The organism is Paraburkholderia guartelaensis (assembly GCF_004353905.1).
In the GTDB taxonomy this organism is placed as follows: Bacteria; Pseudomonadota; Gammaproteobacteria; order Burkholderiales; family Burkholderiaceae; genus Paraburkholderia; species Paraburkholderia guartelaensis.
In genome coordinates, this window is the sequence record NZ_SMOD01000008.1 from 132,211 (window position 1) to 147,025 (window position 14,815).

Consider the following 14,815-nt stretch of genomic DNA (forward strand, 5'->3'; position numbering starts at 1 on the left):
CATGAGCAACGATATTCAAAGGCTGCAAACCAACGCGCGCATGAGCCAGGTGGTGATCGCCAATGGCGTGGTGTATCTCTCGGGCCAGGTGCCCGACACCGCAGGCGCGCCGATCGACGTTCAGGCAACCGAAATCCTCACGCGTATCGACAAGCTGCTCGCATCGGCGGGCGTGGACAAAACGCGCGTGCTGACCGCGAACGTGTGGCTGAGCGACCCGAAGCATTTCGACGCGTTCAATGCCGTATGGGACGCCTGGGTTCCGCAAGGGCACGCGCCCACGCGCGCCTGCGTGCAGGCCTTGCTGATGCGACCGGGCCTCGACGTCGAAGTGGCCGTCACCGCGCTCGCCTGAGTGCCTTCGAGCCAGGAACATCGCGTGATGAAATTCGATTCGGTCGTGCTTGGCGGCGGTATCGTCGGCGTCTCGGTGGCCTTGCAATTGCAGCGGCGCGGCCTCTCGGTCGCGCTCGTGGACCGCAGGGCGCCAGGCAATGAAACATCGCACGGCAACGGGGGATTGATCCAGCGCGAGGGCGTCTACCCCTATGCGTTTCCGCGCGAGCTTTCGACGCTGCTGCGCTACGCGCGCAACCGCTCGACGGACGTGCGCTATCACCCGGGGGCGATACCGAAGCTGCTGCCGTTTCTCTATCGCTACTGGCACCATTCGCGCGCCGACCGGCACGCCGAAATCGCGCGCGCGTATTCCACGCTCATCGAGCATTGCGTGATCGAGCATCGCGCGCTGATCGAGGCGGCGGGCGCACAGGCGCTGCTACGCACCAACGGCTGGATGAAGGTGTTTCGCAGCGCGGCGGCCATGGACGCCACGCTGGCCGAGGCGCAGCGCTGGCAGCGCGAGTACGGCGTGGGCCACGAGGCGCTCGACGCAGCGGCGCTGCGCGCCGCCGAGCCCGCGCTCAGCCACACGCTGGTGGGCGGCGTGCGCTACACCGATTCCGATTCGGTTAGCGATCCGAAGGGGTTGGTGACGACCTACTCGAAGCTTTTCGAGCAGCTAGGCGGCCGCGTGCTGATTGGCGACGCCGCGACGCTCGAACCGTCGTGGCGCGTCATGACGCAGGATGGGCCCGTGCTGGCGAAGTCGGCGGTCATCGCCATGGGGCCGTGGTCGGGCGACCTCACGGTGCGGCTGGGCTACGAGTTGCCGCTCGCCGTGAAACGCGGCTATCACATGCATTACGCGGTCACGAACGGCGCGAAGCTGAACCAGCCGGTGCTCGACGCCGAAGCGGGTTTCCTGATCACGCCCATGGTGCGCGGCACGCGCCTCACGACCGGCGTCGAACTCGGCTTTCGCGATTCGCCCAAGACGCCGGTTCAGCTCGAAGCCGTGGAGCCGCTCGCGCGCGATATTTTCCCGCTCGGCGCGCGGCTCGATGCCGAGCCGTGGCTGGGCCGCCGCCCCTGCACGCCCGATATGATGCCGATCATCGGGCCCGCGCCTAAGCACGACGACCTCTGGTTCGCTTTCGGCCACGCGCACCACGGGCTCACGCTTGGCCCGGTCACGGGGCGCCTGATCGCGGAAATGATGACGGGCGCGCCGACGGTGGTGGACCCACGGCCGTTCCGCGCCGAGCGGTTCTAACGGGGCGCGCATCGGCGCACGTGTTTAGAACCGGTAGTTGAGCCCCGCGAACGCCGTGATCTCGCGGCGGCTCTCGGTGATCGGGCTGTCGGCGGCGTAATGCTGAAGGCGTCCGAACGTTGCGTTCACCGAACCGACCCAGTGCTTCGAGAAGTCGTGCGTCATGTAGAACGTCATGTGCAGATCGCGAATGCCCGCGCCCGGCGAATAGGCCGGCAAGCCGGATGCCGCACTCTCGTCCGGCGTCACACCGAACAGCGTGCGCGTGTAGACGCCGTTGGCCCACGTGAGCCCCGGCCCTACCGAAAACAGCCAGCCCGTCAGCGGCAGCGACACATAGAGGTCCGCCGTTGCCGTCGTACCTTGCCCGTGGCCGCTGATGTCCTGATACATGGCAACGGCGCCGGTGAACGCCCACGCCGTGTAATCGGCGAAAAGGCGCAGCTTGGGACCGTCATCGACATTGCTCAGGCCGTGCAGATGCGGGTCGTCCGACACGGTGCGCGACTGGAAGTCGAAGCTCAGCGAAGCGCCTACGTGGTAGTTCTCCGCGGAAATCACGTTCACGCCCAGCACGTCCGGCCCTTGCGAGAAGAAGCGGTCGCGGTACGAGATGTCGAGCGACGGGAACGGATAGAACTTCATGTGGCGCGCGCCCGGATACTCGGGCGCGAAATAGGCGCCCGGACCGATCGAGATTTTCCACGGCGAATCAGTCGTTGCGGTACTGGACGTATCGGTATCGGCCCACGCGTGCGAGGCCAGGGTCAGCGCGGCGACGCACGCCAGCCCTCTCATTGCTACGGATTGCTTCACGTATTTTTCCTTCCCACTGCCGCCAGTTGGCGCAGACGCCGGGCGAGCGCCTTGGAGACGACCGGCGCGTCCTTCGCGCCGCGCGCGACTTCGCTCTCGCGCAGGAACAGGGCCGTTTCGCGCGCAACGATCTCGCGTTCGTTGTCCGAGGTGATCATGTGATACGAATCGTCGAGCCACAGCGTGCGCAGGAAGTTCGAGCCGATGCGGTCGATCACGTGGCGCGGATTGCGCGGGCTCGACGTTTCGTCGTCGATCGCGTGGATCACGAGCGTGTCGTTCTCGATCGCGGCGATATCCTTGCGCGCCGCGCGCGCGAGGCGCAGCGCCTGGTGCAGCGCGGGCAGCGCAATCGTCGAAGGGCCGACCTCGCTGAAGTCGCTGCGCTGCATGGCGCGCGCGATCTTCTTGCGCAGCGCTTCGTTACGCACGCCGAACGGTTCGGCTTCGCGATAGCGGTAACGGTGGCGCAGCGGCGTGAAATACGCCCAGTCGAGCAGGAAGCGATACCACGGGATCGCCCAGCCGTCGTAGGCGAGCGTGAGCGAGAGCAGCACGAGCGACTGCGCGGCGGGCCGCTCGCGAATCAGGCGCAGCGCAAGCGCGCCGCCGATCGACAGCCCGCAGATCGAGACGCGCTCGTAGCGCGCCGCCAGCGCGTCGAACTCGCGCGCGGCGTTTTCGACCCATTGTTCCATCGGCAGTTGGCCGGTGCCGGCGCTATACCCGTCGATGACGGGCGCGCATACCGTGAACCCTTCGCCCTGCAGGTAGCGCGCGAGATAGCGAAGTTCGATCGGCGAGCTGGAGAGCCCGTGAAGCATGAGCACGGCGTGGCTGTCGCCTTCGCAGAAAAAGCGCGTGGACTGCACGGCTGGCGTTTCGGTCGCGGCCAGTTCCATTTCGAGCGTAGCCATGTCAGCTCTCCGTGCGCAGCACGAGAAAATCGCCCGCGTGAGTGGTGAAGCGTTCACAGCTGCAATTGACGTGCCGGTACTCGCGCTTGTGCTGCTCGCTGCGCAGGCGCACGCGAAGATGGCCCGGCGACAGGGTGTGCGTGAGGCGCTGCACGTCGTCGGGATGCAGGGCGTCGAAGAGCGGGCCAGGCGCGACTTCGGCGGCGGCCGGCAGCGCTTGCGACATGCTCTGTCCCACGCTTGCGCGTTGGGCGGCATTGCGCTCGAGCCCCTTGATGAGGACGAAGCCTTCGTGATGCTGCGCGAGATGCCGCAGCAGGCGATGCGTTTCGTCAACGGCGCGGCGCGCCAGCGCGCGCTCGTTGTCGTGACGCAGCAGCATTTCGTAGCGGGACTGCGCGACCGAGGTGATCAACTGCGCGCGAAACTGCTCGCGCCGCAGACGCTCGATCAGCGTGATCACGATCACCGTGACGAGCGGATACGACACCAGCAGGATCACATCGTGGGTGTCGATGAATGTAATGTAATTGTAGGGCGGCACGAACATATAGTCCGCAATGGCGAGGCCCAGCACCATCACGGTCAGCGCAGGCGCGAGGCCGAGGAAGTATTCGACCAGCGAAGCGGCAATACAGAACGTCGTGCCCGGCATCAACGGGCCGAGCAGGGGATGCAGTGCGAAGCGGATGGCGCACGCGAGCGCGAGCGCGCCAGCGGCAAGGTACCAGCGGCGCGGGCCTCTTGGCGCCCAGAGGCGGGCGTTACGGACTTTCATGGTTTCCCGGGTGGCCCGCCGCGTGACGGGCCGTCGCGCGCGTATTGCGCATGGGCAATCGCTGACGCTTTAGTTGTAAGCAGTGCAAGGAATTCGACAGGAACGGCAAAGCGGAGCGGCGGTGACCGACCTGTCACCGTCAGCCCTCTGACGATTTTTTCGTGTCCCGAATATTACCACTGTTTACAGTCATCGGATCAGCCGTGCGAGGCCGCCGGGAAACCGTGGCGAGCTCGTGGGGAGCTTTAGACGTCAGGATTCCACGTCGGCCAGGCTGAATATTCCGGTCTTGTCGTTATACGAAAAGATTTCGGCGTAGCGGCCCCAGGCAATCACGGTGTCGAGCGTTTCCTCTGCGGCGTCGTCGGCAAGCAGGTCCTCCAGTTCCTGCTCGAAGCGCACGCGCGGGGCGCGATGTCCAGGGCGCTCGTTAAGCACCGTTTTGATCCGCGCGGCCAGCGGCACGTTGCGCAGCAAATGTTCGGCGAACATCAGCTTGCGCTCCTGCGTACTGAATTCGTTGAAGGTCTTGCCCGCGTGCGTGAGAATCACGTCGCCTTCGCTGACCTCCGCAAAGCCGAGATACTGCAGCATTTCCGCGACCGGGAAGAGCTCGTCGACCTCCAGTTGCAGTGCTCGCGCGATTTCCGGCATGTCCGCGCGGCCGTTGTAAGGCGCGGCGGCCAGCGTTTCGATCAGGCCCGCCATCAGGTTGACCGAGATGCCCGGCAGCCAGCTGCCCGGTTCGAGTTCGGGTTTCGCCGGGCCGCCCGGCTTGCGCGCGGTCATCTTCGCGTAGATATCGTCGACGAGCGCGCGGAATGCCGGGTCGAGACGATTACGCGGGTGCTTGAACGCCACCGGAATTTCGGCCACCACGCGGCCCGGGTTCGACGACAACACGAGAATGCGGTCGCACATGAATACCGCTTCCTCGATGTTGTGCGTGACGATCAGCACCGATTTGATCGGCAGGCGGCCTTGCGTCCACAGGTCGAGCAGGTCGGTGCGCAGCGTTTCGGCCGTGAGCACGTCGAGTGCGGAGAAGGGCTCGTCCATCAGCATCAGCGTGGGATCGACCACGAGCGCGCGCGCGAAGCCCACACGCTGGCGCATGCCGCCCGAAAGCTCGCGCGGATAGGCGTTCTCGAAGCCGTCCAGACCGATCAGGTCGATGGCGGCGAGCGCGCGCTTGCGACGCTCGTGCGGGCCGACGCCGATCGCTTCCAGTCCGGCCTCGACGTTTTCCAGCACCGTGAGCCACGGGAACAGCGCGAAGGTCTGGAACACCATCGCGACGCCTTCGGCCGGACCGCGCAGCGGCTTGCCGAGGTAGTTCACTTCGCCGCTGGTGGGCGGAATCAGGCCCGCGATGATGCGCAGCAGCGTCGACTTGCCGGAGCCCGAGCGGCCCAGCAAGCCGACGATCTCGCCTTCACGCAGCGTGACGTCCACGTCGTCGAGCACCAGTTGCTCGCCCGGGTTCTTGCCGAAACCGCGGCACACGTGCTGGACGCACATCACGTCCTCGCCGAGGCGGGGCCGCGTCTGCGGCATGTCGGGAGTGGTCGTTTTGAGGTTTTGCATGGAATTGATACTCAATCAAGGCGAAGACGGGACTCGGCATACGCGTACAGCGGACGCCACAGCGTGCGGTTGAAAAGCGTGACGAACAGCGACATCACGGCAATGCCGAGGATGATCTTGGGGAAGTCGCCGGCGGCGGTCGTTTGAGCGATGTAAGCGCCGAGCCCATGGGCCACGACCTTGGTGTCGCCCCATTGCACGAACTCGGAGACGATGCTCGCGTTCCAGGCGCCGCCGGAAGCCGTGATCGCGCCCGTGATGTAGTACGGGAAAATGCCCGGCAGCATGGCGCTCTTCCACCATTGCCAGCCGCGGATGCGGAAGTTGGCGGCCGCCTCGCGATAGTCATTGGGATATGCCGTGGCGCCTGCAATCACGTTGAAGAGGATGTACCACTGGGTGCCGAGCACGATCAGAGGCGAGAGCCAGATGTCCGGGTTCAGGTGGTACTTCACGATCACGATCACGAACACGGGAAACAGCAGGTTCGCGGGGAACGCCGCGAGAAACTGCGCGAGCGGCTGGATCTTTTCGGCGAGCGCCGGACGCAGGCCGATCAGCACGCCGAGCGGCACCCAGATCACCGAGGAGATCGCGATGAGCACGACCACGCGCAGCAGCGTGATGAGCCCCAGCACGAACACGTGCCCAACTTCGTCGAGCGTGACGCCCGTGCGCACGTACGAGACCACGCGGTACACCACGTAGACCGTGAGCACCAGCACGAGCGTGCCCCAGATGATGTCGCCCACGAGCGTCGACTTCCGGCGCTGCGACTTCTCGAGTGGGCTTGCGTGCGGCAGGGGCAGGCGAGCCGGAATGCGGGCCGCCGTTGCGAGCAGCACGCCTGCCGGCGTCAGCAGGCGGTGAATGAGGCGCGTGCGCCGCATCACGTCGAGCAGCAAGGACTCGGGCGCATTGCCCGAACTCGTGGTTTCCATGCGGAACTTGTCGGACCAGGCCACGAGCGGGCGGAACAGCAACTGGTCATAGGCGAGGATCACGACGGTCATCGCAAGGATCACCCAGCCCACCGCGTGCAGGTTCTTGTCGCTGATCGCCTGAGCCAGGTACGCGCCGATGCCCGGTAGCGTAATGGTGTTGTTGCCCACCGTAATCGCTTCGGAAGCGACGACGAAGAACCAGCCGCCCGACATCGACATCATCATGTTCCAGATGAGGCCCGGCATCGAGAACGGCACGTCGAGCTTCCAGAAGCGTTGCCATCCCGTGAGATGAAAGCCTTTCGACACCTCGTCGAGATCGCGCGGCACGGTGCGCAGCGACTGATAGAAGCTGAACGTCATGTTCCAGGCCTGGCTCGTCCAGATCGCGAAGATCGCGGCGAGCTCAGCGCCGATGACGCGCCCGGGAAAGAGCGAAAGAAAGAACGTGACCGTAAACGAGATGTAGCCGAGCACCGGCACCGACTGAAGGATGTCGAGAATGGGAACCAGCACCTTTTCGGCTCGGCGGCTCTTTGCGGCGAGCGTGCCGTAGGTGAGCGTGAAAACGAGCGAGGCGACCATGGCGGCGAGCATGCGCAGCGTGGTTCGCATGGCGTATTCCGGCAACATGGCCGGATTGAGCGAGATCGCCTGCGTCTTGAGCGTCGACATGGGCGCAAGCGTTTGATGAAAGCCAATCGAAGCCATCGCGATCAGGCAGATGATCAACGGAAAGGCAACGAAGTCCCATGCGTTTGGGAGTAACCGCTGTGCGGACGCGTTCGCAGTGCGGTTCAGATTGAAACCGAACTCCATCAGATGTCTCCCGGGTACGCGCCGCATAACGGCGTATCGTTGAGTCGATTCATGGCGAAACGAAAAGGGCGTGAAAGGGAATGGTTAACTCACCGCCACGATCAGGGAGCGCGCCCCTTTTCAACGATGGCGAAACTTCGTGACCGGAGTTTGGCAGAACTTAGGAAAACCGGGACTTGATGCGGCGCCACAGGTCTTTCCAGGGGTGACGGCGGACAGGTTCGAGCGACAGCAGCGCTTCGTAGTGCGCGCGCGCCTCGTTTACGTGAGGCAGATGCGACAAAAGCAGACCGAAAATCATGATGTTTCTCCGGACGTCTGGCGTGTATGGGCGAGTGCAAAGCCCGCAGACGTTCGGTCGCCGCGCAGCCGGCGCGGTCGCAGGGGTCTACGTGCTTTCCTCGGACGAGTTCGAAGGCAAGCGGTAAGGGCAACTGTCACTGTCGGGCATCTCGGCTCCTGTTCATGCTAAGCGCACGCCAGCGCCTCCGCCACGAAGCGGGGTGCAGGCGAACGGCGGCCGCGGGCGCAAGCGCTCGCGAGGTCGTGCCAATGCGTATGCGAGCGAAGCCCGCGTCGGCATGGCGCTATGGTTTGGGGTGCACGAGGGAAGACTGCTACGGCGCGCACCGTCTGCCTGCTGGCAGGACGGCGGCTCGGGAAGGGGAGCGGATGTCCTGCCGGTCAGGCAGCGAAACGATTCGAAGATCGACTACAACTACTGTCCAAGGCATCGGCCCCATTGAGAAGACGGGCGAATTCTAGTCTCGGTAAAAACACCAAGTCAACCAAAATTGCTAAGCAGAGCAGAGATTCAATTCTGAAGGTTGAAGCAACGCGATTGAAAGAAACGGGAGCCTGCGGGGCTGTTGCTGGCCGGCCTCGTCTTTATGCTTTTTTTACTTGCTTTTTTGTCTGCGTGCCCAATACAATCCGCCCCGTCATAGCAAAGGAGTCCTCCGTGGACGCATGTTCTAGTAGTGGAAGTCCGATGCCGGCCAGCGCCGGCAGCACCACCGCGAGATAGTCGCCGCAGGTTCACTCCTTCGCCGCTAACTCGCTTACGCCGGGTTAGCGCGCTTCGTTACTGACTGGTCTCAGTCGCTTTTGCGACCAGTCTGCCAGCAGCACGCTCCCTCTTGTCGATTGCCATTTGCAAGCTTGCTTGCAGGTATGGCTGCGCTTTCGCATTTCGTCCGCTTTTGAAGTGGCCAACGCGGAGGGATGATGTTCGTCTTTCTCTTTCCTGTCTTTCAGCTGCGTGCGTTGCGGGCTGTCTGTTTTCGCGCACGGGGTTTCGTGGCCGCAGCGGCGCTTGCCTGCCTGCACGGCATCGCTTTCGCCGCTGCGGTTCGCGCCACGCCTGCCGGCGTGCGCCTTCGTACGCTGCACGTTGCACGCCGTGCCGCCCACATGGCGGCGCGCTGCGCGCTGCGCACCGTTCACGCGGGACATCCGCTCACGCCCACGGGGTACGTGCTTCTCGGCGCGACCGTAGCGGCGGCTGCGCTGGTCTCGCTGCTGTGCGCGTCCGCGACCGCGTGCACCTCCGAGCCGGAGCGTCCTTTATGGCCGCATTCGCGCTTCGCGTAGAAAACCTGCGCGCCGGACACAGTTTCATCAAGCTTCGCAGGCACGCTCTGCGTTGAATAGCGGACTTGTCCGCAACTTACCAAAGCCCCACAAATACTATGAAAAATATCCTCAAGAGCAGGCTGCCCGGTTCGGGCGGACTCGTCACGCTGAGCGCGCTCCTCTCGCTGGGCGTCGTGCCTGCCGCCTTCGCGCAGACCAGCGGCGAAAATGCGCCCGCCCAACCGGCTTCGCCTGCTGCTCCTGCTTCGTCAGCCGGCGCAGCAGATCAGCAACAAGCGCCCGCTGCCGATCAGAACGCTGCTGCGCCCACGGGTCTTTGGGAACGCTCGAACCTCTTCGGCGATATGGGCGGCTTGCGGCCATGGCTCGCCCAGTACGGCTTGTCGTTCGGCCTGCAGGAAACCAGCGAGTACATGGGCAACGTGAGCGGCGGAACGAGTCGCGGCGGTGCCTATCAAGGTGTGACTGAGTTCAGCCTCGGCATGGATACGCAGAAGGCGTTCGGTTTGCCTGGCGGCATCTTCAATGTGTCCGGCTTCCAGATTCACGGCACGAGCCTGACTTCGCGCAACCTGCAAACGCTGCAGAACGCGAGCGGCATCGAGGCCGATGCCTCGACCCGCTTGTGGGAATTGTGGTACCAGCAGACGCTGCCCGGCGGCAAGGTCGACGTGAAGGTCGGTCAGCAAAGCCTCGACCAGGAATTCATGGTCAGCCAGTACGCGAATACGTTCATGAACGCGACGTTCGGCTGGTCGGTGCTGCCGTCTGTCGATCTGCCTGCGGGCGGCCCTGCGTATCCGCTTTCGTCGCTCGGCGTGCGCGTGCGCGCCACGCCTACCGACGCGATCACCGTGCTCGGCGGGGTATTCGACGGCAACCCGGCGCCGGGCGACGGCGACCCGCAAAAGCTCAACGCGAGCGGCACGAATTTCAACCTGGGCAATGGCGCGCTGGTGATCGGCGAAATTCAGTATGCAATTAATCAGCCGCCTGCAAATAATTCGGATCCCAAACCAAGTGGCATGCCCGGCACCTACAAGCTTGGCTTCTGGTACAACAGCAACCGTTTCGCCGATCCGGCAACGGGCGTGACGGGCGTGGGCGGCCCGGTTAGCCATCGGGGCAACTACAGCATCTATGCCGTGGCGGACCAGATGGTCTGGCGTCCGAGCGCCGACAGTCCGCAGTCGGTGGGCGTGTTCGCGCGCGTGATGGGCGCGCCCGGCGACCGCAACCTGGTGGACCTCGGTGTCAACGCGGGCGTGACGCTCAAGGCGCCGTTCAAAGGACGCGACAACGACGTGGCCGGCCTGGCGGTGGGCTACGCGCACATCGGCTCGCATGCGCAGGACTTCGCGAGCGCCCAGGCGGCCTCGACGCCTGGCTACCCGTCGCGCAGCGCGGAGACGGTTCTGGAAGCGACTTACCAGTATCAGATCGCGCCGTGGTGGCAATTGCAGGCGGACTTTCAGTACTTCTTCCGGCCGGCCGGCGGCATTCCGGACCCGCAGAATGCGTCGCGGCGTATTGGCGACGAGGCGGTGTTCGGCCTGCGCACGACGGTCGCGTTCTGATTCGGAAACGACGCTCCTGCCGCCGGATTGGCGGCGGCAGGAGCGTGCAGGACGACGAAGCGTTAGTGGTCTGCGTGCAGATACGAGCGAAAGACGAGGGAAGACCCCGATTGGTCGTACTTGCGATTGATCTAGACTCCAGGGGCGAGTGCTGCGCAGCTATTCGATGCGGCACCAGTTTCCAGACGCAGATTTCGTTCCATGAAGCATCCGATCCAGGGATGGCTTTTGGGTGTCGCTCTGCTGGCGCTTGCCAGCGTCTCGGCGGCCGAACCCGCCAAGTCGGCGCATACCCAGAAGCCTGTCCAGAAGCACGTCCAAAAGCACGTCCAGAAGGACGCGAGGGGCCATGCCCCGAAGCACGCCGTTGCGGCCGCACCCGCGCCGGCGGCGCCATCCGTCTCTTTGCCAGCCATTGCGAAGCGCTTCGAGTACCAGTCGCCGTTTGAAAGGCAGTACGACGCGCATCTGGCGACAACCACCGCTGCAACGCCTGGCATTCCGGACGATACCGACGCCTCGCTGGATCCGGGGACCAACGGGCCGCGCACGCCGGGAGCCCAGGTCGATAGCAATGGGGTGCCGAATCAGGCGCTCCATCCGCAAACGCCGCCGCTCGTCACCGTAGGCGACTGGGATCTCTCGGCCGACGCGCATCTGCCGTTGACGCGCTCGCACGACACGGGCGCGGCGATTAGCGCCCGGCACGGGTTCTAAGACAAAAATCCCCCCGATACCCACTTCCTTACCGCCGCAAGGTAATCGGTAAGGCATTGCCGTTGTCGCACGTTGCTCCCGGGAATGCGGATGAGGCGAGTCAGTAAGCTGACAAGCTCATATCCCGCAAAAGAATCCTCCCCGGACCCACGCCTCATGTCACAACGACGCCCAACCTGTTCGCGCATCCTGGGTCAGCTCCTGCTCCCCGTGCTGCTCAGCTCGACGCTGATGCTGCAGGGCTGCGCGACGACCGCGGAAAATATTGCTCTGGGTTTTGGTATCGGCTCGGTCGGTACGATCTCCGCCCTGGGTTGCCTGCTCGCCTGCCAGATGAACGACGCGCGCTGGTAAGCGGCGCTCAGTAATACATCCACCGCCCGTATTGCGGCGACCAGTACACCCAGCGCGCCGGCGGTTGCTGGTATTGCTGCGCGCCCCACGGTGCGGGCGGCGGGTAGTACGCGGGCCGGGGCTGCGCGTACGCGGGCTGCTGCTGTGGGTATTGTTGCTGGGCGTATTGCTGTGCATACACCGGCTGCTGCTGCGCGTAGGCGGGCGGCTGCGGGTAGGCCGGACGCTGCTGCGCATACGCCGGCTGCTGGGCATAACCGTACGGCTGGGGCGGCGGCGCGTATTGCTGGGCCTGCGCCTGGACCGGCTGCTGGACCCGTGGCTGCGCCGGTTGTGAGTAGGGCTGGGCATAACCCTGGCCCTGCGTCGAGTAGATCTGCGCGGAGCGCGGCGGCTCCGATTCGTCGACGGCTTCGTCGTTCGCCAGCGACTCCGGCGGCGCGACGTCGTCCTGCGGGGGCGGCGTCGCCGCAACAGCGCGATGGTTCGCGCTCGCTTGCGCATAGGCGCGGGGCTGCGGTTGCCGGGCGGCCGCAGCCGGCGCTGCGTTGGCGGCGTGCGCAATGTTGGCGTGCGCGTTCGTCTGCTCGGGAGCCGGCGCCGCTGCCGCCGCTTCGGCCGGAGCCGCGGCGGTGGAGTCCTGGACGTCTTGCGCCTCTTGAGTCTCTCTCGCGCTTTGTTCGCTTTGCGCGCCTTGCGCATCCGCGAGCGGCTTGACCACGACCGGCACGGTCATGACCGTCGAGACCTCGCCCGCGTCGCTATACGTGTGCTTGATGTCGAGGATGGGTTTCTGCGCCGCCGCGCCGGCGGCCTTCTTCGCGGGCGCTGCAGCAGGCGCAGCAGCAGGCGCAGCAGCGGGAGCCGCCTGCGCCATCTCCTCCCTGGCGGCCTTGTAACCCCTGTCATAGGCTGCCTGGACTTCGCGGTCCTGCGCCGCGGCGTCTTCTTCCTTGCTATAGGCGTGAGACGCTCCCGATATTGCGCAGCCCGTTGCAAGCAATGCGATGGCCGTCGCGTGCCGTGCGGTCGTGTCCATGGAGGGACCTCTAATTCTGTTTTTCGATGACTTCATCGTACTACGCGGCTGATGACATTCAAGCGGCGGAAAACCCCCTGGGTATGCAGACGAACGCAAGCGCTCACCCCGGCGACGCTTGCGCCAGCAACCACTGCCGGAATGCCGCCAGGCGGCTCTGCTTGATGTCGGTCGAGCGGCACGAAAGGAAATGCGTTTCGCGTAAAAAGCGCGTGAAGCGGTCGGCGCCGACCTCCACCAGATCGCCGCGCGCAAGCTCGCGCTCGGCGAGGCGCGTGCTTTCGAGCACGACGCCCATGCCGTCGGCCGCCGCCGAAATCGCGAGCGCCGCGCGATCGAACGAGGGGCGCGGCCGGTCGGTCAACGGCAGGCCGTTCGCGGCGAACCAGTCGCGCCAGGTCACGCGGCTCAACGGGCTGTCGATCAGCGTGGCTTCCTGCATCAACGCTTCCACCGAGCCTGCGCTCGCCAGCATCGCGGGCGAGCACATCGGCACGAGCGGTTCGACGCCCAGCGCCACCGTCTCCACACCCGGGCGCTCCAGCGCGCCGCCATACGAAATCGCCACATCGATTTCCTGAGCGCGCGTGAGGTCCAGCGGGTCCGGTCCGGTGGAAAGCCGCAACGTGATGTTGGGGTGATGGCGCGCGAAGTCGGCAAGCCTCGGCCCGAGCCATTTCACGGCGAAACTCGGCGCGCTGTACACGGCGAGCACCTGGGCCTGGGGCGCGAGCGAGACTTCGGTGCAGGCCGATTCGATGACGTCGAACACGCGGCTCAGGCTGTCGAGCAGACGCAGCGCCTCGGGGGTCGGATCGATGCGGCGATTGCGCCGGATAAAGAGCGGCCGCCCGAAGTACGCCTCGAGCTCCTTGACCTGATGGCTGATCGCCGATGGCGTGAGATGGAGTTCGCGTGCCGCGAGCGCGAAGCTCTGGAGCCGTGCCGCGGCTTCAAAGGCGCGCAGCAGCACAAAATTCGGAATTTTGCGCACGTTCGACCCCGAGATAGGTGAATGTGACTCATGTTTTCATGAACATCCATCGTTTGTCAACGCGTCGAGAGCCGGACAAGATGTCAACCATCGAACGGAAGGATTTGAAAGGAGACGCAGCATGTCCGAAGTGATGGAGACGCCCAAGGCCACGAAGGCAATCGACCTGAACGGTCGCATCTCGATCTATCAGCCCGAGCAGAAGGATCTGATTTTTCCCGAACTGCCGACTTTCGCGAATCACGCCGAGCACCGGCAGCACCTGAAAGAGCGCCTCGTCGCCGCCTGCCGTGCGTTCGCGCTGCAGGGCTTCGACTACGGCTTCGCGGGGCACCTCACCGTGCGCGATCCGGAGCATCCCGATCTGTACTGGACCAACCCGATGGCCGTGCACTTCTCGCAGGTCAAGGTCTCGAACCTGATTCTCGCGGACCACGAAGGCCGCGTGGTCGAAGGCAAGTACGCCATCAACCGCGCCGGCTTTGTGCTGCACGCGGCCGTGCACGAAGCGCACCCCGACATCGTGGCGATGTGCCATGCGCATACCGTCTACGGCACCGCTTTTGCGGCGCTCGGCAAGAAGATCGAACCGATCACCCAGGACGCCTGTGCGTTCTTCGAAGACCACGTCGTGATCGGCGACGAGGCGGGCCAGGTCGCGGTGGAAGTGAAGGCCGGCCACAAGGTCGCCAACGCATTCGCCGGCGTGAAGGCCGCGATTCACCAGAACCACGGCTTGCTGACGGCCAGCCGTCACAGCATCGAATCGGCGGCGTTCTGGTTCATCGCGCTCGAGCGCTGCTGCCAGCAGCAGCTGATGGTCGACGCCACCGGCATCACGCCGCGTCTCGTGCCGGAGGACCGTGCGCGCTACAGCCGCGAGCACGTGGGCAGCGAGTACATCGGCTGGCTGCACTTCCAGGCGATCTGGGATCAGCTGGTGGCCACGCAGCCGGATATGTTCGATTAAGTTGTTTGTTTCGCTCTAGATGTACGTTTGACTGAGCACTGCGGGCCGCTGGCGCAAGAGAACATGCGCGAGCGGCCGCGCGCACAATAATC

The 14,815-nt window shown here is 64.8% G+C and carries 15 protein-coding genes; 7 read left to right on the top strand and 8 right to left on the bottom strand.

What is annotated here, in order from left to right; genetic code table 11:
- The first annotated feature begins 1 nt into the window (after position 1).
- Entirely contained in the window at positions 2–355 is a 354-nt protein-coding gene (locus E1N52_RS12705; RefSeq protein WP_133183135.1) for a RidA family protein, read from the top strand.
- A 27-nt stretch (positions 356–382) separates the two neighbouring features.
- Positions 383–1,615 carry an NAD(P)/FAD-dependent oxidoreductase gene (locus E1N52_RS12710; protein ID WP_133183136.1) on the top strand — a complete coding sequence of 411 codons (1,233 nt, stop codon included), beginning with the start codon at positions 383–385 and terminating at the stop codon, positions 1,613–1,615.
- Positions 1,616–1,639: 24 nt separating this feature from the next.
- Here the strand turns inward: E1N52_RS12710 and E1N52_RS12715 are convergent, their stop codons facing one another.
- The 6 genes from E1N52_RS12715 to E1N52_RS44020 form a co-directional block, all read right to left on the bottom strand.
- Complete coding sequence (locus E1N52_RS12715; protein ID WP_133183252.1) at positions 1,640–2,413, bottom strand: MipA/OmpV family protein; 774 nt, start codon at positions 2,411–2,413, stop codon at positions 1,640–1,642.
- Between the two features lie 14 nt (positions 2,414–2,427).
- Positions 2,428–3,333, bottom strand: a complete 906-nt coding sequence (locus E1N52_RS12720; RefSeq protein ID WP_246089050.1) for an alpha/beta hydrolase — start codon at positions 3,331–3,333, stop codon at positions 2,428–2,430.
- A gap of 16 nt (positions 3,334–3,349) precedes the next feature.
- Entirely contained in the window at positions 3,350–4,126 is a 777-nt protein-coding gene (locus E1N52_RS12725) for a DUF4118 domain-containing protein (protein WP_133183138.1), read from the bottom strand.
- Positions 4,127–4,378: 252 nt separating this feature from the next.
- Entirely contained in the window at positions 4,379–5,683 is a 1,305-nt protein-coding gene (locus E1N52_RS12730) for an ABC transporter ATP-binding protein (RefSeq protein ID WP_425468050.1), read from the bottom strand.
- A gap of 41 nt (positions 5,684–5,724) precedes the next feature.
- Entirely contained in the window at positions 5,725–7,476 is a 1,752-nt protein-coding gene (locus E1N52_RS12735; RefSeq protein WP_133183140.1) for an ABC transporter permease, read from the bottom strand.
- Between the two features lie 160 nt (positions 7,477–7,636).
- Positions 7,637–7,777 (bottom strand): hypothetical protein, encoded by a 141-nt coding sequence (locus tag E1N52_RS44020; protein WP_165979366.1) that lies wholly within the window; start codon positions 7,775–7,777, stop codon positions 7,637–7,639.
- Between the two features lie 923 nt (positions 7,778–8,700).
- On the opposite strand from E1N52_RS44020, the gene E1N52_RS12740 reads away from it, so the two are divergent.
- The 4 genes from E1N52_RS12740 to E1N52_RS12755 all read left to right on the top strand — a co-directional run bounded on the left by E1N52_RS12740 (position 8,701) and on the right by E1N52_RS12755 (position 11,720).
- Entirely contained in the window at positions 8,701–9,069 is a 369-nt protein-coding gene (locus tag E1N52_RS12740) for a hypothetical protein (RefSeq protein WP_133183141.1), read from the top strand.
- Positions 9,070–9,167: 98 nt separating this feature from the next.
- Complete coding sequence (locus E1N52_RS12745; protein ID WP_133183142.1) at positions 9,168–10,649, top strand: carbohydrate porin; 1,482 nt, start codon at positions 9,168–9,170, stop codon at positions 10,647–10,649.
- Positions 10,650–10,850: 201 nt separating this feature from the next.
- Complete coding sequence (locus tag E1N52_RS12750) at positions 10,851–11,366, top strand: hypothetical protein (protein WP_133183143.1); 516 nt, start codon at positions 10,851–10,853, stop codon at positions 11,364–11,366.
- 156 nt (positions 11,367–11,522) lie between these two features.
- Complete coding sequence (locus E1N52_RS12755; RefSeq protein WP_133183144.1) at positions 11,523–11,720, top strand: hypothetical protein; 198 nt, start codon at positions 11,523–11,525, stop codon at positions 11,718–11,720.
- A gap of 7 nt (positions 11,721–11,727) precedes the next feature.
- On the opposite strand, the gene E1N52_RS12760 is transcribed toward E1N52_RS12755, so the two are convergent.
- Both E1N52_RS12760 and E1N52_RS12765 read right to left on the bottom strand, forming a co-directional pair.
- A complete protein-coding gene (locus E1N52_RS12760) occupies positions 11,728–12,759 on the bottom strand; it encodes a hypothetical protein (RefSeq protein ID WP_133183145.1) in 1,032 nt (343 codons plus the stop codon).
- A 103-nt stretch (positions 12,760–12,862) separates the two neighbouring features.
- Positions 12,863–13,753, bottom strand: a complete 891-nt coding sequence (locus E1N52_RS12765; protein ID WP_133183146.1) for a LysR substrate-binding domain-containing protein — start codon at positions 13,751–13,753, stop codon at positions 12,863–12,865.
- Between the two features lie 121 nt (positions 13,754–13,874).
- Here E1N52_RS12765 and E1N52_RS12770 point away from each other — a divergent pair, with 121 nt between their 5' ends.
- On the top strand, positions 13,875–14,723 hold the full coding sequence (locus E1N52_RS12770) for a class II aldolase/adducin family protein (protein WP_133183147.1): 849 nt from the start codon (positions 13,875–13,877) through the stop codon (positions 14,721–14,723).
- Positions 14,724–14,815 lie beyond the last annotated feature (92 nt).